This is a genomic window from Variovorax ginsengisoli (genome assembly GCF_030486595.1).
Classification (GTDB): Bacteria; Pseudomonadota; Gammaproteobacteria; order Burkholderiales; family Burkholderiaceae_C; genus Variovorax; species Variovorax ginsengisoli_B.
In genome coordinates this window covers 151,801-172,928 of the sequence record NZ_JAUJZH010000008.1, presented here as the reverse complement: position 1 = coordinate 172,928, position 21,128 = coordinate 151,801, and the positions used below count along the sequence as shown (strand labels likewise).

Below are 21,128 nucleotides of genomic sequence, written 5' to 3'. Positions count from 1 at the left end.
TGAGCGCATCGGGCAGGGATATGTACATCGTGCGCATGGCACGACCCTAGTCACATTGCAAATTTTGCAAGACCATGCGGTCCCGGCCTAGGTGATCCCGCCTAGAACATCGGCCGCGCCTTGTAACGATGCACCGGCCGGACTAATCTGAAAGCGGGGGCGGGCCCCACCCGCCCGGGAGCGAGCCATGTACGAACGCATCCTCGTCGCCACCGACGGCTCGGAGTTGTCGGAGCAGGCCGTGACCGCCGCCATCGACCTCGCCTTGCTCACGCAGTCCGAACTGTTCGCCGTCAAGGTCTCCCACCACCATGCCGCAAGCTACTTCGAGGGCTCGCTGCTGCTCAGCCAGATGGAGGTCTCGCGCCTGCGCGACGAGGCGGACGCCGAGTCCCAGCGGGTGGTCGATGCGGTCAAGGGCAAGGCCGACTCCCGGGGCGTGAAGCGCACCACGGGCATCGTCATGCGCGCCGAAGGGGTGTCGGAGGCGATCATCGAAGCGGCCCGGGTCCACCATTGCGATCTCATCGTGATGGCCTCGCACGGCCGGCGCGGCATCAAGCGCCTGCTGATGGGCAGCGAGACGCTGCACGTGCTCACGCATTCGCACACGCCGGTGCTGGTGCTCCGCTGAGGGTCGAGCCGCCAGCCTCAGCGGGCCGGGGGACCGTCGCGCTGACGGTCTTCGCGCTTGGCGGCCAGGTACGTGGCCAGGTCGATCTCGTGCAACTGCACAGGGTAGCGCTCGACCGCCTCGAACCAGCGAATCTGGCGCTTCTCGGCGCGCTCCGCCGCCGGCATCGACAGGCCGTCGAGGGAGGCCTCCAGCGCCAGGAAGTAGCGCATCGCGTTGCGTTCCACCAGGCCGCGCAGGCCGCGGATGTAGTCGGGATCGCCATTCGACTTCTTGCCGACCACGGTGAAGCCGACTTTCTCGCTGCCGAAAGTCGCGAGGTAGGCCATGGTGGCGAGCCGGGCCACCATGTTGTGGTCATAGGAATAGGCGAAGTGCAGGAAGGACTGGTGCTCGCCGAGCGGTATGCCCTCGACCATCACCCGGTAGCCGCTGGTGCCCATGGGCCCCGAATCGGCCGTCAGGTCGATCAACAGGTAGTCGCGCGGGGCCTGCGCGGTGCGACGCACGAAGGACAGTTCGAAGGCCTGTTCGATCGGCTTGTCGTAGCGCGGCACCACGCTCAACGTGAGCGTCTCGCCGGCGGCCCCCGGCGCGACCCGGCAGCGGCGGTTGTTGACATGCAGCAGCAGCATCTCGCACCACTGCGCCGATTGATCGAGCGACCGCCGCACGTCTTCCAGCGAATGGTTGACCACCGCGTAGACGTCCCCCTGGAGGCCGCCCTCGGTTTCTTGCGAGTCCAGCACGATGGGCCGCTTCAGGGGGCTGTGGGCCAGGGCTTCGCCCAGCTTCTGGTGCCGCTCGCGCAGGGCCTGCGCCGAACCGGCCTCCAGCGGCGCGGCCTGGGCGGCGAAGGCCAGCAGCCAGAGCACCAGCCCGAGGCCGATGCCGATGCGGAACCACGGGAACGGAGCAGCCGGCGGTGTGTTCATGCCGACACGATACAGCGACCGCGCCAGCGGCAGTTCAGCGGCCCTTGCGGATCGGCTTGGCCGCGGCGGGCCTGGCGCGCCCGGCCCCGGTGTCACGCGGCGGCAGGCCGGTGTGCTGGGTCAGGATGCGGCCCTTGACCGGGGCCGCGGGCTTGGCCGCGACCACCGTCGAATTCTTGCGCCGGGCACTCTGGTAGCTGCCATCGGTCAGCGGCTGCCAGGTCGGGATCAGGTGGTGCTTGCCGTTGCCGATCAGGTCGGCCCGGCCCATCGACTTCAATGCCTCGCGCAGCAGCGGCCAGTTGTTGGCGTCGTGGTAGCGCAGGAAGGCCTTGTGCAGGCGGCGGCGCTTGTCGCCGCGCACGATGTCCACCGTCTCGCTCTCGCGCGTGATCTTGCGCAGCGGGTTCTTGTTGGTGTGGTACATCGTCGTCGCGGTGGCCATCGGCGACGGATAGAAGGTCTGCACCTGGTCGGCGCGGAAGCCGTTCTTCTTGAGCCAGATCGCGAGGTTCATCATGTCCTCGTCGCTGGTGCCCGGATGCGCGGCGATGAAGTACGGAATCAGGTACTGCTTCTTGCCCGCCTCGGCCGAGTACTTCTCGAACATCTGCTTGAACTTGTCGTAGCTGCCGATGCCGGGCTTCATCATCTTCGTGAGCGGGCCCTGCTCGGTGTGCTCGGGCGCGATCTTGAGGTAGCCGCCGACGTGGTGCTGCACCAGTTCCTTGACGTACTCGGGCGACTGCACGGCCAGGTCGTAGCGCAGGCCGGAGCCGATCAGGATCTTCTTGATGCCCTTCAGCGCGCGCGCCCGGCGGTAGATCTTGATCAGCGGATCGTGGTTGGTGTTGAGGTTCGGGCAGATGCCCGGGTAGACGCAGCTGGGCTTGCGGCAGGCCGACTCGATCTCGGGCGACTTGCAGCCGATGCGGTACATGTTGGCGGTCGGCCCGCCAAGGTCGGAGATGGTGCCGGTGAAGCCCTTCACGCTGTCGCGGATCGCCTCGACCTCCTTGATGATCGATTCTTCGGAGCGGCTCTGGATGATGCGGCCCTCATGCTCGGTGATCGAGCAGAAGGTGCAGCCGCCGAAGCAGCCGCGCATGATGTTGACGCTGAAGCGGATCATTTCCCACGCGGGGATCTTGGTCGCGCCGTCGTGGCTGCCGTTTTCGTCGGCATAGCGTGGATGCGGGCTGCGCGCATACGGCAGATCGAACACATGGTCCATCTCGGCCGTGGTGAGCGGGATCGGCGGCGGGTTGATCCAGACATCGCGCGCGGTCGTGCCTTCGCCGTGCGCCTGCACCAGCGCGCGCGCATTGCCCGGATTGGTCTCGAGGTGCAGCACGCGGTTGGCGTGGGCATAGAGCACCGGGTCGGCGCGCACCTGCTCGTAGGAGGGCAGCCGGATCACCGAACGATCGCGCGGCGGCACCTTGATTCGCTCGCGGCCTTGCAGGGCCGGATTGGGAACGAATGTCAGCGGCTTGATGGCCGGGTTGACCGATCCGGCGGATTCGGCAGCGGCGGCGACGGCCTGCGCCTCGTCTTCCTTGGCGCAGGTCGCGCCGTTGGCCTTGGCCTGCTCCGACACCATCAAGTACGGGTTGACATGCGCCTCGACGCGGCCGGGTTCGTCGACGCTGGTCGAGTTGATCTCGAACCAGCTCTCGGGCGTCTCCCGCCGCACGAAGGCGGTGCCGCGCACGTCGGTGATCTGGTGCACCGGCTCGCGCGCGGCGAGGCGGTGCGCGATCTCGACGATCGCGCGCTCGGCGTTGCCGTACAGCAGCAGGTCGCACTTCGAATCGACCACGATCGAGCGGCGCACCTTGTCCTGCCAGTAGTCGTAGTGCGCGATGCGTCGCAGCGAGCCTTCGATGCCGCCGAGCACGATCGGCACATCGCTCCAGGCTTCCTTGCAGCGCTGCGAATAGACGATGGCCGCCCGGTCGGGCCGCCGGCCGCCGACGTCGCCGGGCGTGTAGGCGTCATCGCTGCGTACCTTGCGGTCGGCCGTGTAGCGGTTGATCATCGAATCCATGTTGCCGGCGGTGACGCCGAAGAACAGGTTCGGGCGGCCGAGCACCTTGAACGGGTCGGCGCTCTGCCAGTCGGGCTGGGCGATGATGCCGACCCGGAAGCCCTGCGCCTCGAGCATGCGGCCGATCACGGCCATGCCGAAGCTCGGATGGTCGACATAGGCGTCGCCCGTGACCACGATGATGTCGCAGCTGTCCCAGCCGAGAGCGTCCATCTCGGCGCGTGTGGTCGGCAGGAACTTCGCCGTGCCGAAGCGGGCCGCCCAGTACTTGCGGTAGCTGGTCAGCGGCTTGGCGGCACGCGCGAAAAAGGAGACGTCAACGGGGGCGTTCATCGAGGGTATGCGACAAGGTTTGCCGCGCAGGCCTGCGGGCCGGGTGGGCCCGTGGTGGGCAACCCGCGATTTTAGGGTTTTCCATTGGATCTGTCGCCCTAAAGGGCAAAGGCAACCCAGGCCGAGGCCTATCAAGTGATTGCTTTTGTCAATCAATTAAATGACAATGGCAACCATGTCAGCCGCCACCCTCCCCGATCCGGAGGTCGCCCAGGTCAAGGCGATCCGCCGCTTCAACCGCTTCTATACCCGCACGATCGGGATCCTCGACCCCTATCTGGGCAGCGAGATGTCCCTGACCGACGTCCGCGTGCTCTACGAGCTGGCGCACCGGGCGGAGCCGGTCGCCAGCGAGATCGGCCGCGACCTGCGACTCGATGGCGGCTACCTGAGCCGCATCCTGCGCCGCTTCGAATCGCAGGGCTGGCTGCAGCGCCGTCCCCACCCGCGCGATGCGCGCCAAAGCCTGCTGGCCCTGACCGAAGCCGGCCACGCGGTTTTCGCGCCGCTGCAGCAGAAGTCGCGCGACGAGGCCCGCGCCCTGCTTGCCCCGCTGCCCCTCGCCGCGCGGCGCCAGCTGATCGATGCGATGGGCACGCTGCAGGCGCTGCTCGAGCCGGCTGCTCAGCCGCCGGCCCGGCACCAGGCCGCCGTGCTGCGCGATGCGGCGCCGGGCGACATCGGCTGGGTGGTGCAGCAGCACGGCGAGATCTATGCCCGCGAATACGGCTGGAACAGCGAGTTCGAGGCGCTGGTGGCCGACATCGCGGCCCAGTTCCTGCGCAAGTTCCAGCCCGGCTGGGAGCGCTGCTGGATCGCAGAGCTCGATGGCGAGCGGGTCGGCGCGGTCTTCGTGGTGCGCAAGTCGCCCACGACCGCGCAGCTGCGCATGCTGATCCTGAGCCCGAAGGCCCGCGGACTTGGCCTGGGTGCCCGCCTGACCGATGAGTGCATCGCCTTCGCCCGCGCCAAGGGCTACAAGAAGATGGTGCTGTGGACCAACAGCTGCCTCGCGGCGGCGCGCGGCATCTACGCTGCCCGCGGGTTCAAGCTGGTCAAGTCGGAAGCCTACGAAGGCTTCGGGCAGCAACTGGTCGGCGAGACCTGGGAGCTCAGGCTCGCCGCGGCCCCGGCACGGCGCCTCAATCAGCCGTGATCTTGCGTTCGCGCACGATGCCGCCCCACTTGGCGTCTTCCTTGCGCATGAAGGCGGTGAACTCGGCCCGCGTGGTCGGCTGCGGCGTCAGGCCATGCTTGTCGAGCGATTCCTTGACGCCCGGATCGTTCAGCACCTTCACGATCTCCAGGTTCCAGCGGTCGAGCACGGGCGCCGGCGTCTTGCCCGGTGCCACGAAGGCATACCAGTTCAAGGCCTCGAAACCCGGGTAGCCCGACTCGGCCACCGTGGGGATGTTCGGCATGTAGGCCGGCCGAGTCGACCCAGTGGTGGCGAGCGGGATCAGGTTGCCGGCCTCGATCTGCGGCAGCGCCGTCGGTGGCGCCGAAAAATACGAGGCGACGCGTTCGCCCAGCAGGTCCTGCAGCGCCGGCGCGCCGCCCTTGTACGGCACGTGGACCATGTCGATGCCGGCGCGCTGGTTGAAAAGCTCGCCTGCCAGGTGCGAGGCCGAGCCGGCGCCGGTGGATGCGAAATCGATGCTGCCGGGCTTCTTCTTCGCCAGCGCCACGAACTCGGCCAGCGTCTTCACGCCCACGCCCTTGTTCACCACCAGCACGTTCGGGAAATTGACGCCGCCCGAGACGGCGGCCAGGTCCTTGAACGGGTCGTAGCGGACCTTCATCACATGCGGCGCGATGGTCAGCGGGCCGATCGAGCCGAACAGCAGCATCGAGCCATCGGCCGGCCCGGCTGCCACCAGCTGGTGGGCGATGTTGCCGCCAGCACCGGCCTTGTTGTCGACCACGACCTTCTGGCCGATGTTGTCGCCCAGCTTCTTCGCAATCAGGCGCGCCGCCGCATCGGCCGCGCCGCCCGGAGCGAACCCCACCACCAGGGTCACCGGCTTGTTCGGCGGAAAGTCCTGCGCCTGGCCGAGGCCGGCCAGCAGCAGCGAAGCAGCGACCAAAGTGGTGGCGCGCAGCAGGTGTCGTTTGTTCATCGTGGTTCCCTTGCCAGTTGTCGATTCGAGTTGTTTTTCAGTCGGCGCCGAGGCCGATCGGATTCGGCCGTCGCTTCTCGACCGCATGGCGCAGCAGCGCCGCGGTGCGGAAGATGCCGTGCGCGAACTTGCCGTAGGGCAGCGTGGCGAAGAGCGCCATCACCGCGCCCAGATGCAGGCACAGCAGCAGCGCCAGGGCCGGCGTGCCGCGGCCGAGCCACAGCGCCAGTCCGCTCGCGCTGGTGAGGAACAGCAAGGCGATGAAGCCGAGGTCCATCGGCTTCTGCGACGCATCGCCCTGCAGCGGATGGCGCCGGCGATTGAGCCGCCAGAGCCCCGCCGTGCCGACCATCAGGCTGACGCCGCCGACGACGCCGAGCAGCTTCGGCAGGCTCGGCAGGTCGTACGGCGCATGCCAGCCGAACAGGTAGTGGTAGAGCGTCGCGACGCTGGTGGCGGCGAAGCACAGCAGGAAGCCGTAGAAGGTGAAGTGATGGAAGCGCCGGCGCGACAGCGTGTAGGCATCGTCCTCGTCGTGGCAGCCTTCGCCGTGGCCGCCGTCGAGGTACTTCAGGCGCAGCACGGCCTGGGTGGCTTCGCCCGCGGCAGGCGCGTTCAACGGTGCGCCGCTGGTGGCCGGCGTCAGCTCGCGCCAGAAGCGCGTGACGCCTTTGCCCAACGCGAACACCACGAACAGGAACACCGGCGCAAACAGGCCGACCAGCAGGTTGTGCGGGAACAGGCGATAGAAATTGCCCTCCAGCCGGCCGCCCCACAGCGTGCCGTTGAGCGCCACCGCCAGCATCAGGAACAGCGCCAGCCCCGCCGCGAGCGCCACCGACAGCGTCAGACCGTTGCGCTGATATAGCCGCCCCAGAGCCGGCGGCCACGCATAGTCCGCATAGGTCTGGCCGCGCACCTCGGCCATCGCGCGCGGCACGTTGACCGCGAATTCGTGCGGCGGCGCGTACTGGCAGGCATGCAGGCAGGCGCCGCAGTTGTGGCACAGGTTGGCGAGGTAGTGGATGTCGGCCTGGCCGAATTCGAGCCGTCGCGTCATCGCCGGAAACACGGCGCAGAAGCCCTCGCAGTAGCGGCAGGCATTGCAGATCTGCATCTGGCGGCCTACTTCGGCCTCGGGCGCGCTCAGGATCGGTATCACCCGTGGCCCGCCGCCGGCGAGCGCCACGGCCTCCCGGGTCAGCGCATCAAGCTGCTGCATGGGTCGTCTCCTTCATGGCGGCCTGGGCCGCCTGGGTGCCGGCGATGCGGCCGAACGCGGTGCCGATCGCCATCCCCACGCCGGCGGTGTAGCCCTTGCCGAGCACATTGCCTGCCATCATCTCGCCGGCAACGAACAGATTCGGGCTCGGCCGGCCGCCGAAGTGCACGGCGGCCTGCTCGTTCACCTTCAGGCCCAGATAGGTGAAGGTGACGCCGGGCCGCAGCGCATAGCCGTAGAACGGCGGCGAGTCGATCGGCCTCGCCCAGTGGGTCTTGGCCGGCGCGAGGCCTTTGGTGTGACAGTCATCGAGCGCCGTGTGGTCGAAGCTGCCGACCCGGCAGGCCGCGTTATAGGCGTCGATGGTGTCGACGAAGGCGGCCTCGGGCAGGCCCAGCTTGCGCGCGAGCTCGGGAAGGCTGTCGGCCACCGTGCCCGGGAACACCGGCGGCATGAAACGGCCGATCGCCTTGCGGTCGATGATCGACCAGCCGATCTGGCCCGGCTGCTGCGCCACCAGCCGGCCCCAGATCGCATAGCGCTTGGGCCAGAAGTCCTCGCCCTCGTCGTAGAAGCGCTGCGCATCGCGGTTGACGACGACGCCGAGCGACACGCAGTCGATGCGCGTGCAGATGCCGCCGTCGTAGAGCGGTGCCCGGGCATCGATCGCCACCATGTGGGCCTGCGTCGGATCGCCAATCGAATCAGCACCGGCGTCGATCATGGCCTTGAGCAGCACGCCCTCGTTGAAGCGGGTGCCGCGGATCAGGAAATTCTCGGCCGGCCGCTCGCCGCGCGCATTCACGCCCCAGGCCTCGATGAGCCACTCGCGGTTGGACTCGAAGCCGCCCGCCGCGAGGACGCAGCTTCGGGCCTCGATGCGCTCGCCGCTTGCGGTGCGTGCGGCCACGAAGCGACCCCCGTCGAGTTCGATCGAGACGATCGGCGTCTCGTAGCGGACCTGCACCCCCAGCCGCTCGGCGCTGCGGAAGTAGGCGTTGACGAGCGCCTTGCCGCCGCCCATGAAGAAGGCGTTGGTGCGCGCCACGTGCAGCGCGCCGGACAACGGCGGCTGGAAGTGAACGCCATGCCGCCGCATCCAGTCGCGGCACGACGACGAAGCGCGGATCGCGATGCGGGCCAGATGCTCGTCGGTCTGGCCGCCGGTGACCTTGAGCAGGTCCTGCCAGTACTCTTCCTCGGCATAGGCCTCGACCAGCACGTCCTGCGGCGCGTCATGCATGCAGCGCAGATTGCGCGTGTGCTGGGAGTTGCCGCCGCGCCATTCGCGCGGAGAGGCCTCGACCAGCAGCACGCTGGCGCCGGCCTCGCGTGCCATCAACGCGGCGCACAGCGCGGCATTGCCGCCGCCGACGACCAGGACATCGATCATTTCAGTTGTCTCCTCGTGAGGAGCTCGACTTTAGGCAGCCATGGCGCCGCGCGAAAGCGCGCCCTGCGCAAGGGGTCTTCAGTTTTCGTGAAGGGTGGCGCCGGCCCAGCGCCCTTCGCGCACCAGCCTGCGCGCGACATCGGCCAGCACCACGCGGGCGGCCAGCGCGGCGGGCGAGAGTTCGTCGTCCGACAGGCTCGCCAGCAGGTTGCGGCGGCCGACCTGCGCATCGGCAATGCGCACTTGCACAAGGCGCTCGTCGGCCAGCCGCGCGGTCGCCGCGCCCGGCTGTATGGTGGCGCCCTGCCCGGCCCGCACCGCGTCCATCAGCATCGCCAGGCCATCGATCTCGGCCACCACCCGCGGCACGACCCGCGCCCGCGCGAAGGCCGCTTCCAGCGTGGCGCGCAGCCCGTGCGAGGCGCTCGGCATGATCAGCGGCAGTTCGCCCAGGCGCGCCAGGCGCACCTGGCGTCCGGTCGGCAGGCCGGGCAGGTCGGCGCGGCCGATGACGAACAGCTTTTCGTCGAGCAGCGGCAGCACGCTCCAGCGCCTCGCCACATCGGTCTGGAACAGCACGGCGAGATCGAGCTGGCGCGCATTGAGCATCGCGCCGAGGTGCCCCGACAACGACTCCACCAGGTGCAGCCTGACCTCCGGATAGCGCTCCCGCATGGCCTGCATCAAGGGCACGCCGAGCACCGAGGCGGTGGTCGGCGGCAGCCCGATGCTGACGTGGCCCGACAGCCGGGCCTGCTGCGCAGCCCGCACCGCTTCATCGGCATGCCGCAGCGTGAGCTGCGCCTGCTGCAAGAAGGCCAGCCCGGCGTCGGTCGGCGTCACGCCGGTCGAGCTGCGCTGAAGCAGGCGGGTCGACAGCTCGCTCTCGAGCCGGCTGATCTGCTGACTCAAGGCCGACGTCGCAAGATCGAGTTCGAGCGCCGCGCGCCCCATGCTGCGCAACTCGCAGATCTTCACGAAGTAGCGCAGCTGCCTCAGCTCCATGACGGGTTCAGCGGGCCGTCAAGGGTTCGAGGCCGGTCTTGGCGATGGTCGGCGCGGCGGCCGGCGAATTCAGGTAGCGGATCAGCTCGCGCGCCGCATCGGGCTGCTTCGATGCGGTCGCGACGCCGGCCGAGAACACAGTCACGCGCTGCACTTCCGCCGGCAGCGCACCGACGTAGTCGATGCCCTCGATGGGCAGCAACTCGCTCACCTGCTGAAGCCCGAGCGCCGCATCACCGCGCGCGACCACGGTGCCGACCCTTTCGCTCAGGATGCGCTTGCTCTTGGGCTTGACCTGCGCCTCGATGCCCAGGTTCTTCAGCAGCTCGGTCTCGTAGTAGGTGCCGCTGGCGCTCGCCGAATAGGCGATCGAGGGGGCGGCGATCAAGGTGCGCTTCAGCGCGTCCACCGAAGAGATGTCGGGCTTGGGCGCACCCTTCTTGACGGCGAAGCCGATGCTGGAGCGCACTAGGTCGACCTCGCTGCCGGGCACCACCTTGCCCTGCGCGACCAGCGCATCGAGCGCCGGACGCGCCAGGATCACGACATCGGCCGGCTCTCCGCGCGCCAGCCGGCTCGGGATCGAGTCGTCGGCATTGCCCATCGAGGCACCGTAGGCCGTCTTCACGGCGCGGCCGCTCGCCTTCTCGAAGCCGGGGCGCAAGTCGTTGTAGGCCGCGGTGAAGCCGCCGGAGGTCATCACGTGGATGTCGCTCGCCGCGGGCCGGGTGCCGACGGCGCCGCAGCCCGCCAGCACCAGTGCAGCCGCAATGAGGGCCGTGCGTCGGCCGAGATGGTGAAGAGATGTCGTCATGGGGCAGGGTCTCCGTGTCTTGCAGAGCGCCGAGCGCGCTCATCGCGACATCCTAGGCCCCCGAGCTGTCAACCAGCCGGCACGCAAATCAGGGTAACTACGGTGCCACGCTCACTGCATGAACCAGCCGTGGCTCACCACCAGCGACTGGCCGGTCAGCGCATTGGTCGGGAAGGCGGCGAACATCAGCGCCACGCGCGCGACGTCGTCGGTGGTGGTGAACTCGCCGTCCACCGTCTCCTTGAGCATCACGTTCTTGATCACCTGCTCCTCGGTGATGCCGAGGGTCTTCGCCTGCTCGGGGATCTGCTTCTCGACCAGTGGCGTGCGCACGAAACCCGGGCAGATCACGTTGGCGCGCACGTTGTGCTTGGCGCCTTCCTTGGCCACGGTCTTGGCCAATCCGATCAGGCCGTGCTTGGCGGTCACGTACGGCGCCTTCAGCAGCGAGGCTTCCTTCGAATGCACCGAGCCCATGTAGATCACGCTGCCGCCGCGGCCCTGGGCATACATGTGCTTGAGGCAGGCCTTGGTGGTCAGGAAGGCGCCGTCGAGGTGGATCGCCAGCATCTTCTTCCAGTCGGCGAAGCTGAACTCCTCGACCGGATGGACGATCTGGATGCCCGCGTTGCTGATCAGGATGTCGATCCCGCCGAAGGCCTTGGCCGCCTCTTCGACCGCCGCATCGACCTGCTCCTCGCTGGTGACGTCGACGCCGACCCCGATGGCCTCGGCGCCGCTGGCCTTGAGTTCCGCGGCGGTGGCATCCGCCGCCTGCTTGTTGAGGTCGGCGATCACGATCTTCGCGCCCTCCTGGGCGAAGACGATGGCGATCTCCTTGCCGATACCGCTGGCCGAGCCGGTGATGAATGCGACCTTGTCCTTGAGCTGCATGGGATTCCTTGGAGTGAAGAAAGTGATGGATCTGCGTGCAATCTGCGTGCCCGAGCGCCGAGCCTGCGCGGCCAGGCTTAAGGCAGCCTGATCGCGTTCAGCGCGCCGCGGGCACCTGCGGCAGCGCCATCGGATGGCGCACCCGGCGCGCATTCGGCTCGGTCAGGTCGAAGGTGGTGACGCCATTCGGCAGCGCGGCGCTCTGCAGCCATTCGGGGTGGTCCAGCGTGTTGCGGATGTCGCGCAGGCCGGCGTCCCAGTGCTCGTCGACCGAGGCGCGCGAGAATTCGTAGTCCTTCGAGTCGAGCTCGTAGGGCTTGTCGCGATAGATCAGGTGCACGATCTCGATCGGCTCGTGGTTCAGCTGGCCGCAGACGGCCTGCACGCTGGGGTCCTTCTGGAGCGCCGCGGGCAGCTTGCCGATCAGATCGGCGATGGCCTGCTGCAGGTTCATGTTGGAAGCCAGGGCATCGGTGTTCATGCGCGTGCGGCTCGAATAGGTGATGTCCTTCTGGCGCTCCATGGTCTCGGCCAGGGTGCGCGGCATCGCGCCGTGGGCGCTGAACAAGTCCACCTGCAGCACCATCAGCGTCTCGCTCCGCGGGTGCATGTCCAGCACGTACTGCAGCGGCGTATTCGAGACGATGCCGCCGTCCCAGTAGTCCTCGCCGTCGATGTGCACCGGCGCGAAGCCGGGCGGCAACGCGCCGCTGGCCATGATGTGCTCGGGGCCGATGCGCTGCACCGTGTTGTCGAAGTACAGCGAGTTGCCGGTGCGCACGTTGACTGCACCGACGCTGAATCGGGTCTCGCAGTGGTTAATGCGGTCGAAGTCGACCAGCCGTTCGAGCGTCGACTTCAAGGGCGAGGTGTCGTAGTAGCTCAGAAGCGGCGCCGAGCCGCCCAGCAGCAGCGCCGGCGTTCGGCGCGGCTCGAAGAAGCCCGGGACGCCGAACATCGCGACCGCGGCGGCGCTCCACTGGTTCAGTGCCGCCCGGTCGCCGCCCCACCAGGCCGGCAGGCGCTGGGTCGGCCCCGACGACACCAGGTCCCAGAACTCGCGCAGCCGATCCACCCGCCGCTCGGGCGGGTTGCCGGCGATCAACGCCGCGTTGACCGCGCCGATCGAGACGCCGGCCACCCAGTCGAGCGTCTTGTGCTTCTCGAACACGCCCGCATAGACGCCGGCCTGGTAGGCGCCCAAGGCGCCGCCGCCCTGCAGCACCAGGGCCTTGCGGGCGGTCGTGATGTCGACGCGGGGACGAGCGGCGTGAGCGGCGGTGCGAGGCTTCTTGGTGGCGGTCATGGCGTCATTTGACACCAAGCGCCAGCCCTCGCAGCGCCCGACCCGAGGACGACTAAGTGCGCAACTCGGTCTTCCGCTCGATGATCCGCGACACCAGCCCGTAGCCGACCGCCTCCTGGGCCGACAACCAGCGGTCTCGCTCGATGTCGACCAGCACCTCCTCCAGCGGCTTGCCGGTTTCGCGCGCGATCTCGTGGGCGATGCGTTCGCGCGCCTTGACGATCTCCTGCGCCTGGATGGCGATGTCGGTGGCCTGCCCGCCGGCGCCGCCGCTCGGCTGGTGGATCAGGAAGCGCGTGTTGGGCAGGCAGACGCGGCGCTCGCGAGGCGCTGCCAGGAACAGGTGCGTGGCGGCGCTGCCGACCCATCCGGTGCCGATCATGTGGACCGGCGCACTGATGAAGCGCACGATGTCGTGGATCGCGTCGCCCGATTCCAAGTGGCCGCCCGGCGAGCTCACGAGGATGTCGATCGGCGCCTGGCTGTCGGCGTCGAGCGCGATCAGCCGTCGCGTCACGTCGGCCGCCACGGCATCGGTGATCGATCCGAAGATCAGCAGCGTGCGCGACTTGAAGGCCTTTTCCTCCAGGTACGAACTGCGCAGTTCGGGCGCGGCCGGAGGCTTGGTGTCGTCGTCGGTTTCCATAGGCGTGCAGGCTTACATCTTCGGCAGCATCTGGCCACGGATCTCTCCGCCCGGGTTGGCAGCCGTGTGGACATTGGCATACCACTTGCCGGCCATCAAATCGGCCGCCTGGGCCGGCGTCAACGTGGCCTGGCCTTCGATCGGGCTGGCCGGCGACGCGAAAGGCAGGACCACGGCGGCATTCGCCCCCGCGGTGGCCGGCCCATGGAAATGGGCCGCCGTCGCAGGGCCGCTCAAGCCTTCGTAGGTGATCTTGTACTTGAGGACGTTGGTGTCCTTGTTGAGCCAGGCTTCGGCCATGCCACTGCCGCGCGTCATGTTGGGCGGCACTTCGCTGGCCGCGTTCATGGCACCGCTGAAGCTCGCGGTGCTGGACTTCGACATCATGCCGCAGCCGGCCAAGGCCGCGGTCGTGACGCCCGCGACGAGTGCCAGGCGCAAGAGTTGTCCGTATCGGGTCATGCTGATCTCCATCTGGTTGTGATCCACCCAGCTTAGGCAGCAACGGGCCCGCGCGCTGTCGGCCGCCGCCCCGACTTTGGACCGCCCCCGATGGCATCATCCGGCCCATGACCGAGCTTCCCTCCCCCGCCGCTGTCACGGCCTTCTGGCGCGCGGCCGGCCCGCGCCGCTGGTTCGCCAAGGACGACGCCTTCGATGCCGATTTCAAGGCCCGCTTCGAGGCCGCGCACCACCTCGCCGCCACCGGCGACCTCGATCACTGGGCGGCCGACGCCGAAGGCGCGCTGGCGCTGCTGGTGCTGCTGGACCAGTTGCCGCGCAACGCCTGGCGCGGCAGCGGCCACATGTTCGCGACCGACGGCAAGGCGCTGGCGATCGCGCGGGCGGCGGTCGCGGCAGGCTTCGACCAGCATGTCGAGCCGGCGCTGCGCCCGTTTTTCTACCTGCCCTTCATGCACTCCGAGGCCTTGGCCGACCAGGAACGCTCGGTCGCGCTGAACCGCTCGCTCGACGCCAACACGCAGCGCTTCGCCGTGCTGCACCGCGACATCGTGGCGCGCTTCGGGCGCTTCCCGCACCGCAACGCGGCGCTCGGGCGCACCACCACGGCCGAGGAGCGGCGCTTCCTGGACGAAGGCGGCTTCACGGGCTGAACGCAGGCGCGGGCCTTCAGTTTCGCGCCCATCTGCCGATATTCCTCGAACGGCCGGCGCGGCCGGCAACGAGGAACGCACGTGAAACACTGGAAGATCGGCACCCGCCTGGGCCTTGGATTCGGCCTGGTGCTGGCATTGATGGCGCTGATGACGGCACTTGGCATCTGGCGCCTTCAGGCAGTGACGGCGGCCGCCGAAGCCATCACCGCCCAACCGCTGGCCAAGGAGCGGCTGATCAGCGACTGGTATCGGCTGGTGGCGGTCGGCGTACGCCGCACCACCGCCATCGCCAAGAGTGCCGACCCGTCGCTCGGCCCCTTCTTCGCCGAGGAGAGCGCGAACTCGACCAAGGAGGCGCAGGAACTGCAGAAGCAGATCGAACCGCTGCTGGTCAGCGACGAAGAGAAATCGCTCTGGGCGGGATTCCAGCAAGTCCGGACCAGCTACCTCGAAGGGCGCGATGCGGTGGTCAAGGCCAAGGCTCAGGGCACGATGGAGGAAGCCAACCGGGCGCTCGACCGCCAGTTCATGCCGGCGGCCAAGGTCTATCTCGACAACGTCCAGCACCTGCTCGAGATGCAGCGGCGCGCGATCGACGGCACGGTGGTCCGGATCGGCGACAGCTACCGGGCCAGCCGCAACCTGTTGCTCGCCCTCGGCGCGGCGGTGCTCGGCCTGGGCGGACTGTGCGCATGGCGGCTCGCCGTCGGCATCACCCGACCGCTGGGCCGCGCGGTGCAGGTGGCGCAAACGGTGGCCGGTGGCGACCTGACCAGCCGTATCGAGGCGGGCACGCGCGACGAGACCGGACAGTTGCTGCAGGCGCTCAAGGAAATGAACGACAGCCTGGTGAAGATCGTCGGCGAGGTGCACGAGGGAACCGACACGATCGCGACGGCCTCGGGCCAGATCGCCACGGGCAACCAGGATCTGTCGTCGCGAACCGAAGAGCAAGCGAGCTCGCTGGAAGAAACGGCCGCCTCGATGGAAGAACTGACTTCGACGGTGAAGCAGAACGCGGACAACGCCCGCCAGGCCAACCAACTCGCGGTCTCGGCTTCCGAAGTCGCCGTCAAGGGCGGCAGCGTGGTGAGCCAGGTGGTCGACACCATGGGCTCGATCAACGCGTCATCCCGCAAGATCGTGGACATCATCGGCGTGATCGACGGCATCGCGTTCCAGACCAACATCCTGGCGTTGAACGCCGCGGTGGAAGCCGCACGGGCCGGTGAACAGGGCCGTGGCTTCGCGGTGGTGGCGTCGGAAGTGCGCAGCCTGGCGCAGCGCTCGGCGGCGGCGGCCAAGGAGATCAAGACCCTGATCGGCGACTCGGTGGAGAAGGTCGAGGAAGGCAGCAAGCAGGTGGCGGAAGCCGGCAGGACGATGGAAGAGATCGTCGACAGCGTCAAGCGGGTGACCGACATCATGGGCGAGATCACGGCGGCCAGCCAGGAGCAGACCTCGGGGATCGAGCAGATCAACCAGGCGATCACGCAGATGGACCAGGTGACGCAGCAGAACGCGGCGCTGGTCGAAGAGGCGTCCGCGGCGGCTGGCTCGCTGCAGGACCAGGCGAGCCAGCTGTCGCGCGCGGTCGGTGTGTTCAAGCTGGACGGATCGCACGCCTCACGCTCGCCGGCCGCGGCACCGGCGAGGCGCTCGCAGGCCAAGGCCAAGCCGGCCATTGAGGAATCCGCGCCGCGCAAGCAGACGGCCGCTTCTGCCGTATCGGCGGCGGGCGACTGGGAAGAGTTCTAACCGTCGGCGGATTCGCCCACGGCGGGCCGCGTCCCCTCTTCGGGCCGCATCGGCGAACGCCCCGGCGCCGGGCGGGGAACGCCCTTCAGCGACCCGTAAGCGTGGGCGTAGACCCAGGTGAATTCGACGCCCAGCAGGAAGATCTGGGCCGAGTAGTAGACCCACACCAGCACCACCACCAGCGAGCCGGCGGCGCCATAGCCCGAGGCGACGCCGGTGGTGCCGATGTAGAGGCCGATCAGGTACTTGCCGACCGTGAACAGCACCGCCGTCACCGCGGCGCCCACCCAGACGTCGCGCCATTGCACCCTGACCCGCGGCATGACCTTGTAGATCATCGCAAAGCCGACCGTCACGATCACGAAGCCGAAGGCCGAATTGACGTGCTGCGCCAGCGTGGCCCAGCCGCCGAACATCGGCGCCCACCACTCGCCCAGGGCCGCCAGCGCCGCGTTGACCACCAGCGACACGATCAGCAGGAAACCGATGCCCATGATCATGCTGAACGAGAGCAGCCGCGTGCGCAGCAGCGACAGCACGCCGCCGCCCGCGTCGCGCACCGGCGCTCGCCAGATGCGGTCGAACGCGTCCTGCAGCTCACCGAAGACCGTGGTGGCGCCGACGACCACCAGGCCGACGCCAGCCACGGTGGCGACGACGCCCTGGGTCGGCTTGTTGAGGGCTTCGAGCATCGACTGCACCGCTCGCGCGCCGTCGGCGCCCATCAGCCCCGAGAGCTGCTCGAAGATCTCGCCGCGGGCCGCCTCCCGGCCGAACACCAGACCGACCACGGAAATGACGATGAGGATCAGCGGCGCGACCGAGAACACCGTGTAGTAGGCCAGCGCGGCGCCCATGCTGGGGGCGTAGTCGGCCCGCCACGAGGCGACCGAGTCCTTGCAGAGCTGGAAGAGGGAGCGTGCGTTCATGGGCGGGAGTTTGGCAGCAACTCGGCCGGCGGCACGGCCCACCATAATCGCCCCACATGGATCCGGCATCTACACCTGCACCGGCGGCATCCGACCGCCCCCGCCCCCAATCTCCGCGCGACCTGTTCGTTTCCTGCACCTGGCTGGCATTGCAGGGCTTCGGCGGCGTGCTGGCGATCGTCCAGCGCGAAATGGTCGAAAAGAAGCGCTGGCTCACCCCCGACGAATTCCTCGAGGACTGGGCCGTCGCCCAGGTGCTGCCGGGCCCCAACGTGATCAATCTGGCGCTGATGATCGGCGACCGCCACTTCGGCCTGCGCGGCGCGATCGCGGCGGTGGCCGGCATGCTCACCGTGCCGCTGGCCGTGATCCTGGTGCTGGCGGTGCTCTATGCCCACTACGCCGGCAACCCGCAGGTGGCCGGCGCGCTGCGCGGCATGGGCGCGGTGGCGGGCGGGCTGATCGCCGCCACCGGCATCAAACTGGTACCGCAGCTGCGGCGGCATCCGCTGGGCTTCGCCACCTGCCTGGTGCTGGTCGCCGTGGTCTTCGCCGCGATCGCCTTCGCCCGCATCCCGCTCGGCTGGGTGCTGCTGGTGGTCGGCGGCGTGGCCTGCGTCTGGACCTGGCGAAAGATCGCGCCATGACCATCGTCATGCACTGGCAGGACTGGCTCGCGCTCTTCGCCCAGTACCTGATGCTCTCGCTGCTGTCGATCAGCGGCGCCATCACCACGGTGCCCGACATGCACCGCTTCCTGGTCAGCGACCACCGCTGGCTGACCGACGCCCAGTTCAGTTCCTCGGTCGCCATCGCCCAGGCCGCCCCGGGCCCCAACGTGCTGTTCGTGGCGCTGATGGGCTGGAACGTCGGGTTGAATGCCGGCGGCGGCATCGGGGCCGGCCTGCAGGCCTGGATGCTGGGCCTGCTGGGCCTCGCGATCACCATGGTCGGCATCATGCTGCCGAGCACCACCCTGACCTACTTCGCCACCCGCTGGGGCCACCGCAACCGCACCCGGCGCGGCGTGCGCGCCTTCAAGCAGGGCATGGCGCCGATCGTCATCGGCCTGCTGGTCGCCACCGGCTGGGTGCTGGCGGGCGGAAACCATGCTGGCAACGCGCCCGCCTGGCACCTGTGGCTGCTGAGCGGCGTGGCCACGTTTATCGTCTGGCGCACCCGCATCCACCTGCTGTGGCTGCTGGGCGCCGGGGCGCTGCTGGGCGCCCTGGGTTTCGTCTGAACCTCTTTTTCAAGGCTTCTTCCTCATGCAACTCCGACCCCTCGGCCGCTCGGGCTTCCAGGTTTCGCCACTGGCCTTCGGCGGCAACGTGTTCGGCTGGACCGTCGACGAAGCGCTGTCGTTCCGTCTGCTCGACGCCTGGCTCGACGCCGGCTTCAATTTCATCGACACCGCCGATGTCTATTCCAGCTGGGTGCCCGGCCACAGCGGCGGCGAATCCGAGACCATCATCGGCAAGTGGCTGCGCCAGAGCGGCAAGCGCAACCGCGTGGTGCTGGCGACCAAGCTCGGCAAGCCCATGGGCGAAGGCAAGAAGGGCCTGTCACCTGCCTACATCCACGAAGCCGTCGATGCGTCGCTGCGGCGCCTGCAGACCGATCGCATCGACCTCTACCAATCCCACGACGACGACCCGGAGACGCCGCTCTCCGACACGGCGGAAGCCTTCGCGGCGCTGATCAAGGCGGGCAAGGTGCGCGCGATCGGGGCCTCGAACTTCAGCGCCCCGCGGCTGGCCGAGGCGCTGGACGTGGCCGAGAAGCAGGGGCTGCCGCGCTACGAGAGCCTGCAGCCGCTGTACAACCTCTACGACCGGGCGGTCTTCGAGGAGGCGCTCGAGCCCCTGTGCCTCGCGCGCGGCGTCAGCGTGATCAATTTCTATGCGCTCGCCGCCGGCTTCCTGACCGGCAAGTACCGAAGCCCGGCGGATGCCGCGAAAAGCGCGCGCGGCGGCAGCACCACCAAGAAGTACCTGAACCCACGCGGCCTGCGCATCCTCGACGCGCTCGACGCCGCCGCCAGGACCCATGGCGCGACCCCGGGCCAGGTGGCGATCGCCTGGCAGATCGCGCGGCCAGCGGTCACGGCGCCGATCGCCAGCGCGACCTCGATGAAGCAGTTGGAGGAACTGGTCGCGGCAGCCGCGCTCCAGCTGTCGCCGGAGACGATCGCGGCGCTCGACGCGGCGAGCGCCGAGCCCGCCGCCCCGGCCCAACGGTAGGCTCCCTCCGACACGGATTGGCGGCCGCGGCCGCCGCGCAGGGACGCGGGCGAAGGCAGACTGGGTCGATTCCCATATTCCCAGACCCGGAGCAACAACCATGTCCTTCGCCCTCTACATGATCGGCTTCCTGATATTCCTGGCCGGCGTGGGCTGGGCCGCCTCGGTGGCCGGCGTGCCCTCGCTCTACATCGGCATCGGCGCCCTGATCCTGCTCGGCATCGGCATCTTCAGCGGCGTCGGCCGCACCCGCGGCAAGGACCCGTCCTGACCCTCGGGGCCCCATCCGCGATACGCTTGCGGGATGAATCCCCATGACCCCCTCGCCCCACCCACGCTTGCCCATTTCGCCGATCTCCGGGTCGAGGTCGGCCGGCCCGAAGTCCTGAGCCGCGGCCCGCGCGGCATGCGACGGCTGGTGCCGATCACCGGCGGCGAAGCCCGCGGCGACGGCTGGACCGCCCGCGTGCTGCCCGGCGGCACCGACTTCCAGTTGATCCTCAGCGACACCCTGTCCGAACTCGACGCCCGCTACGGCCTCGAGACCGACGCCGGCGACCTGATCTACGTCCAGAACCATGCGGTGCGCTCGGCACCGGTCGAGGTCATGGCGGCGCTGCTGCGTGGCGAACCCGTCGACCCGGCCCAGGTCTACTTCCGCTGCCACCCGCGCTTCGAGACCGCTTCGAAGACGTTGGGCTGGATCACCGACCGCATGTTCGTCGGCGTCGGGGTGCGGCACCCGGCCGAGGTCGTGATGCGTTTCTTCAGCCTGTAGCCGGGGCCAGCCGCTGCCGCATCGCCTCGTAGAGGCAGACGCCGCTCGCCACCGACACGTTGAGGCTTTCCACGGCGCCCGCCATCGGGATGCTGATCAGTTCGTCGCAGGTCTTGCGCGTGAGCTGGCGCATCCCCTCGCCTTCGGCGCCCAGCACCAGCGCCAGCGGGCGCCGCAGGTCGCTCTGGTAGAGCGTGCCCGGCGCATCGTCGCTGGTGCCGACGCACCAGATGCTGCGCTCCTTGAGTTCGTTGAGCGTGCGCGCCAGGTTGGTCACCATGAAATACGGCACTGTCTCGGCCGCTCCGCTCGCCACCTTGGCGACGGTGGCGTTGATGCCGGCGGCGTGGTCCTTCGGCGCGATCACCGCGTGGGCCCCGGCGCCGTCGGCGACGCGCAGGCAGGCGCCCAGGTTGTGCGGGTCGGTCACGCCGTCGAGCACCAGCAGCAGCGGCATCGTGCCCGCGGCTTCCAGGCCCTCCAGCAGTTCGTCGAGCGAATGGGTCTGGGCGACCGGCTCGACGCGCGCAGCCACGCCCTGGTGGCCGTGGCTGCCGCTCAGCTTCGAGAGGCGCAGGCCATCGGCCTCGACCAGCCGCACGCCGGCTTCCTGGGCGCGGGCGACGAACTGCCGCATGCGGGCATCGCGCCGGCTGGCATCGAACAGCACCTCGATCACCGATTGGGGCGAGGTCTTGATGCGCACGCCGACGGCATGGAAGCCGAAAATCACTTTGGGGGAAGACATGCGGGGATTATCGAGCCCCGGCGAGATAGAGCAGCAGGCACAGCAGCAGCAGTCCGGCGGCGACCCCCGCCCAGCGGGCCCATCGGGACGGCTTGCGGGCCCTGGGCCCGGCCTGCGGGCCGCTGCGAGGCGCCAGCCCGCCGAAGGCAGTGTCGTCTTCCTCGTCGCTGTCTGGTGAAGGTCTGGGCATGGCTCTCCCGCG

The 21,128-nt window shown here is 68.8% G+C and carries 23 protein-coding genes; 9 read left to right on the top strand and 14 right to left on the bottom strand.

The annotated features are described in order from the left end of the window. Positions 1-187 precede the first annotated feature (187 nt). Positions 188-634, top strand: a complete 447-nt coding sequence (locus QZH52_RS13550) for a universal stress protein (protein ID WP_301809673.1) — start codon at positions 188-190, stop codon at positions 632-634. 17 nt (positions 635-651) lie between these two features. On the opposite strand, the gene QZH52_RS13545 is transcribed toward QZH52_RS13550, so the two are convergent. Next, positions 652-1,569 (bottom strand): hypothetical protein, encoded by a 918-nt coding sequence (locus tag QZH52_RS13545; protein ID WP_301809672.1) that lies wholly within the window; start codon positions 1,567-1,569, stop codon positions 652-654. A 34-nt stretch (positions 1,570-1,603) separates the two neighbouring features. Beyond that, positions 1,604-3,952, bottom strand: a complete 2,349-nt coding sequence (locus QZH52_RS13540; protein ID WP_301809670.1) for a YgiQ family radical SAM protein — start codon at positions 3,950-3,952, stop codon at positions 1,604-1,606. Positions 3,953-4,118: 166 nt separating this feature from the next. On the opposite strand from QZH52_RS13540, the gene QZH52_RS13535 reads away from it, so the two are divergent. Continuing rightward, entirely contained in the window at positions 4,119-5,108 is a 990-nt protein-coding gene (locus QZH52_RS13535) for a bifunctional helix-turn-helix transcriptional regulator/GNAT family N-acetyltransferase (RefSeq protein WP_301809668.1), read from the top strand. Here QZH52_RS13535 and QZH52_RS13530 read toward each other — a convergent pair. From QZH52_RS13530 to QZH52_RS13490, 9 genes are all read right to left on the bottom strand, one after another. Beyond that, complete coding sequence (locus QZH52_RS13530) at positions 5,095-6,072, bottom strand: Bug family tripartite tricarboxylate transporter substrate binding protein (protein ID WP_301809665.1); 978 nt, start codon at positions 6,070-6,072, stop codon at positions 5,095-5,097. The genes QZH52_RS13535 and QZH52_RS13530 overlap by 14 nt on opposite strands. A gap of 37 nt (positions 6,073-6,109) precedes the next feature. Continuing rightward, positions 6,110-7,294, bottom strand: a complete 1,185-nt coding sequence (gene tcuB, locus QZH52_RS13525) for a tricarballylate utilization 4Fe-4S protein TcuB (protein WP_301809663.1) — start codon at positions 7,292-7,294, stop codon at positions 6,110-6,112. Further along, positions 7,281-8,687, bottom strand: coding sequence for an FAD-dependent tricarballylate dehydrogenase TcuA (gene tcuA / locus QZH52_RS13520; protein ID WP_301809661.1), 1,407 nt, complete (start codon positions 8,685-8,687; stop codon positions 7,281-7,283). Before tcuA ends, tcuB begins: the two co-directional genes overlap by 14 nt. 78 nt (positions 8,688-8,765) lie before the next feature. Then, positions 8,766-9,692 carry a LysR family transcriptional regulator gene (locus QZH52_RS13515; RefSeq protein ID WP_301809658.1) on the bottom strand — a complete coding sequence of 309 codons (927 nt, stop codon included), beginning with the start codon at positions 9,690-9,692 and terminating at the stop codon, positions 8,766-8,768. Positions 9,693-9,699: 7 nt separating this feature from the next. Next, the gene (locus tag QZH52_RS13510; protein ID WP_301809656.1) at positions 9,700-10,506 is read right to left on the bottom strand and encodes a substrate-binding domain-containing protein; all 807 of its coding nucleotides are present in this window, start codon (positions 10,504-10,506) and stop codon (positions 9,700-9,702) included. A gap of 111 nt (positions 10,507-10,617) precedes the next feature. Continuing rightward, positions 10,618-11,400: a 3-hydroxybutyrate dehydrogenase gene (locus QZH52_RS13505; RefSeq protein WP_286533044.1), complete on the bottom strand. Its 783-nt coding sequence runs from the start codon at positions 11,398-11,400 to the stop codon at positions 10,618-10,620. A gap of 97 nt (positions 11,401-11,497) precedes the next feature. After that, positions 11,498-12,706: a patatin-like phospholipase family protein gene (locus QZH52_RS13500; RefSeq protein ID WP_301809651.1), complete on the bottom strand. Its 1,209-nt coding sequence runs from the start codon at positions 12,704-12,706 to the stop codon at positions 11,498-11,500. Between the two features lie 52 nt (positions 12,707-12,758). Continuing rightward, a complete protein-coding gene (locus QZH52_RS13495) occupies positions 12,759-13,352 on the bottom strand; it encodes an ATP-dependent Clp protease proteolytic subunit (protein ID WP_286524051.1) in 594 nt (197 codons plus the stop codon). Between the two features lie 12 nt (positions 13,353-13,364). After that, complete coding sequence (locus tag QZH52_RS13490) at positions 13,365-13,814, bottom strand: CHRD domain-containing protein (RefSeq protein ID WP_286524052.1); 450 nt, start codon at positions 13,812-13,814, stop codon at positions 13,365-13,367. A 107-nt stretch (positions 13,815-13,921) separates the two neighbouring features. Here QZH52_RS13490 and QZH52_RS13485 point away from each other — a divergent pair, with 107 nt between their 5' ends. Together QZH52_RS13485 and QZH52_RS13480 are read left to right on the top strand one after the other, a co-directional pair. Continuing rightward, a complete protein-coding gene (locus QZH52_RS13485) occupies positions 13,922-14,467 on the top strand; it encodes a DUF924 family protein (RefSeq protein WP_301809644.1) in 546 nt (181 codons plus the stop codon). 81 nt (positions 14,468-14,548) lie between these two features. Beyond that, on the top strand, positions 14,549-16,228 hold the full coding sequence (locus tag QZH52_RS13480; protein ID WP_301809641.1) for a methyl-accepting chemotaxis protein: 1,680 nt from the start codon (positions 14,549-14,551) through the stop codon (positions 16,226-16,228). Here QZH52_RS13480 and QZH52_RS13475 read toward each other — a convergent pair. Then, positions 16,225-17,157 carry a YihY/virulence factor BrkB family protein gene (locus tag QZH52_RS13475; protein ID WP_301809635.1) on the bottom strand — a complete coding sequence of 311 codons (933 nt, stop codon included), beginning with the start codon at positions 17,155-17,157 and terminating at the stop codon, positions 16,225-16,227. The two genes, QZH52_RS13480 and QZH52_RS13475, sit on opposite strands and share 4 nt — an antisense overlap. Positions 17,158-17,213: 56 nt before the next feature. Here QZH52_RS13475 and QZH52_RS13470 point away from each other — a divergent pair, with 56 nt between their 5' ends. The 5 genes from QZH52_RS13470 to QZH52_RS13450 all read left to right on the top strand — a co-directional run bounded on the left by QZH52_RS13470 (position 17,214) and on the right by QZH52_RS13450 (position 20,178). After that, positions 17,214-17,804 carry a chromate transporter gene (locus tag QZH52_RS13470; RefSeq protein WP_301809632.1) on the top strand — a complete coding sequence of 197 codons (591 nt, stop codon included), beginning with the start codon at positions 17,214-17,216 and terminating at the stop codon, positions 17,802-17,804. Further along, positions 17,801-18,400 (top strand): chromate transporter, encoded by a 600-nt coding sequence (locus tag QZH52_RS13465; RefSeq protein ID WP_301809629.1) that lies wholly within the window; start codon positions 17,801-17,803, stop codon positions 18,398-18,400. The genes QZH52_RS13470 and QZH52_RS13465 overlap by 4 nt, the downstream gene beginning before the upstream one ends. Before the next feature lie 25 nt (positions 18,401-18,425). Beyond that, positions 18,426-19,400, top strand: coding sequence for an aldo/keto reductase (locus tag QZH52_RS13460; RefSeq protein ID WP_301809626.1), 975 nt, complete (start codon positions 18,426-18,428; stop codon positions 19,398-19,400). Between the two features lie 100 nt (positions 19,401-19,500). Further along, entirely contained in the window at positions 19,501-19,671 is a 171-nt protein-coding gene (locus QZH52_RS13455; RefSeq protein WP_286524069.1) for a hypothetical protein, read from the top strand. A gap of 33 nt (positions 19,672-19,704) precedes the next feature. Further along, positions 19,705-20,178 carry a DUF3237 domain-containing protein gene (locus tag QZH52_RS13450; protein ID WP_301809622.1) on the top strand — a complete coding sequence of 158 codons (474 nt, stop codon included), beginning with the start codon at positions 19,705-19,707 and terminating at the stop codon, positions 20,176-20,178. Here the strand turns inward: QZH52_RS13450 and rlmB are convergent. Then, positions 20,168-20,926 (bottom strand): 23S rRNA (guanosine(2251)-2'-O)-methyltransferase RlmB, encoded by a 759-nt coding sequence (gene rlmB / locus QZH52_RS13445; protein WP_301809620.1) that lies wholly within the window; start codon positions 20,924-20,926, stop codon positions 20,168-20,170. The two genes, QZH52_RS13450 and rlmB, sit on opposite strands and share 11 nt — an antisense overlap. A gap of 7 nt (positions 20,927-20,933) precedes the next feature. Beyond that, positions 20,934-21,116, bottom strand: coding sequence for a hypothetical protein (locus QZH52_RS13440; RefSeq protein WP_301809617.1), 183 nt, complete (start codon positions 21,114-21,116; stop codon positions 20,934-20,936). Positions 21,117-21,128 lie beyond the last annotated feature (12 nt).

Coding starts and splice junctions, on each gene's coding strand:
- QZH52_RS13550 (WP_301809673.1), top strand. CDS start 188: ATGTACGAACGCATCCTCGTCGCCACCGACGGCTCGGAGTTGTCGGAG.
- QZH52_RS13545 (WP_301809672.1), bottom strand. CDS start 1,569: ATGAACACACCGCCGGCTGCTCCGTTCCCGTGGTTCCGCATCGGCATC.
- QZH52_RS13540 (WP_301809670.1), bottom strand. CDS start 3,952: ATGAACGCCCCCGTTGACGTCTCCTTTTTCGCGCGTGCCGCCAAGCCG.
- QZH52_RS13535 (WP_301809668.1), top strand. CDS start 4,119: ATGGCAACCATGTCAGCCGCCACCCTCCCCGATCCGGAGGTCGCCCAG.
- QZH52_RS13530 (WP_301809665.1), bottom strand. CDS start 6,072: ATGAACAAACGACACCTGCTGCGCGCCACCACTTTGGTCGCTGCTTCG.
- tcuB (WP_301809663.1), bottom strand. CDS start 7,294: ATGCAGCAGCTTGATGCGCTGACCCGGGAGGCCGTGGCGCTCGCCGGC.
- tcuA (WP_301809661.1), bottom strand. CDS start 8,687: ATGATCGATGTCCTGGTCGTCGGCGGCGGCAATGCCGCGCTGTGCGCC.
- QZH52_RS13515 (WP_301809658.1), bottom strand. CDS start 9,692: ATGGAGCTGAGGCAGCTGCGCTACTTCGTGAAGATCTGCGAGTTGCGC.
- QZH52_RS13510 (WP_301809656.1), bottom strand. CDS start 10,506: ATGACGACATCTCTTCACCATCTCGGCCGACGCACGGCCCTCATTGCG.
- QZH52_RS13505 (WP_286533044.1), bottom strand. CDS start 11,400: ATGCAGCTCAAGGACAAGGTCGCATTCATCACCGGCTCGGCCAGCGGT.
- QZH52_RS13500 (WP_301809651.1), bottom strand. CDS start 12,706: ATGACCGCCACCAAGAAGCCTCGCACCGCCGCTCACGCCGCTCGTCCC.
- QZH52_RS13495 (WP_286524051.1), bottom strand. CDS start 13,352: ATGGAAACCGACGACGACACCAAGCCTCCGGCCGCGCCCGAACTGCGC.
- QZH52_RS13490 (WP_286524052.1), bottom strand. CDS start 13,814: ATGACCCGATACGGACAACTCTTGCGCCTGGCACTCGTCGCGGGCGTC.
- QZH52_RS13485 (WP_301809644.1), top strand. CDS start 13,922: ATGACCGAGCTTCCCTCCCCCGCCGCTGTCACGGCCTTCTGGCGCGCG.
- QZH52_RS13475 (WP_301809635.1), bottom strand. CDS start 17,157: ATGAACGCACGCTCCCTCTTCCAGCTCTGCAAGGACTCGGTCGCCTCG.
- QZH52_RS13470 (WP_301809632.1), top strand. CDS start 17,214: ATGGATCCGGCATCTACACCTGCACCGGCGGCATCCGACCGCCCCCGC.
- QZH52_RS13465 (WP_301809629.1), top strand. CDS start 17,801: ATGACCATCGTCATGCACTGGCAGGACTGGCTCGCGCTCTTCGCCCAG.
- QZH52_RS13460 (WP_301809626.1), top strand. CDS start 18,426: ATGCAACTCCGACCCCTCGGCCGCTCGGGCTTCCAGGTTTCGCCACTG.
- QZH52_RS13455 (WP_286524069.1), top strand. CDS start 19,501: ATGTCCTTCGCCCTCTACATGATCGGCTTCCTGATATTCCTGGCCGGC.
- QZH52_RS13450 (WP_301809622.1), top strand. CDS start 19,705: ATGAATCCCCATGACCCCCTCGCCCCACCCACGCTTGCCCATTTCGCC.
- rlmB (WP_301809620.1), bottom strand. CDS start 20,926: ATGTCTTCCCCCAAAGTGATTTTCGGCTTCCATGCCGTCGGCGTGCGC.
- QZH52_RS13440 (WP_301809617.1), bottom strand. CDS start 21,116: ATGCCCAGACCTTCACCAGACAGCGACGAGGAAGACGACACTGCCTTC.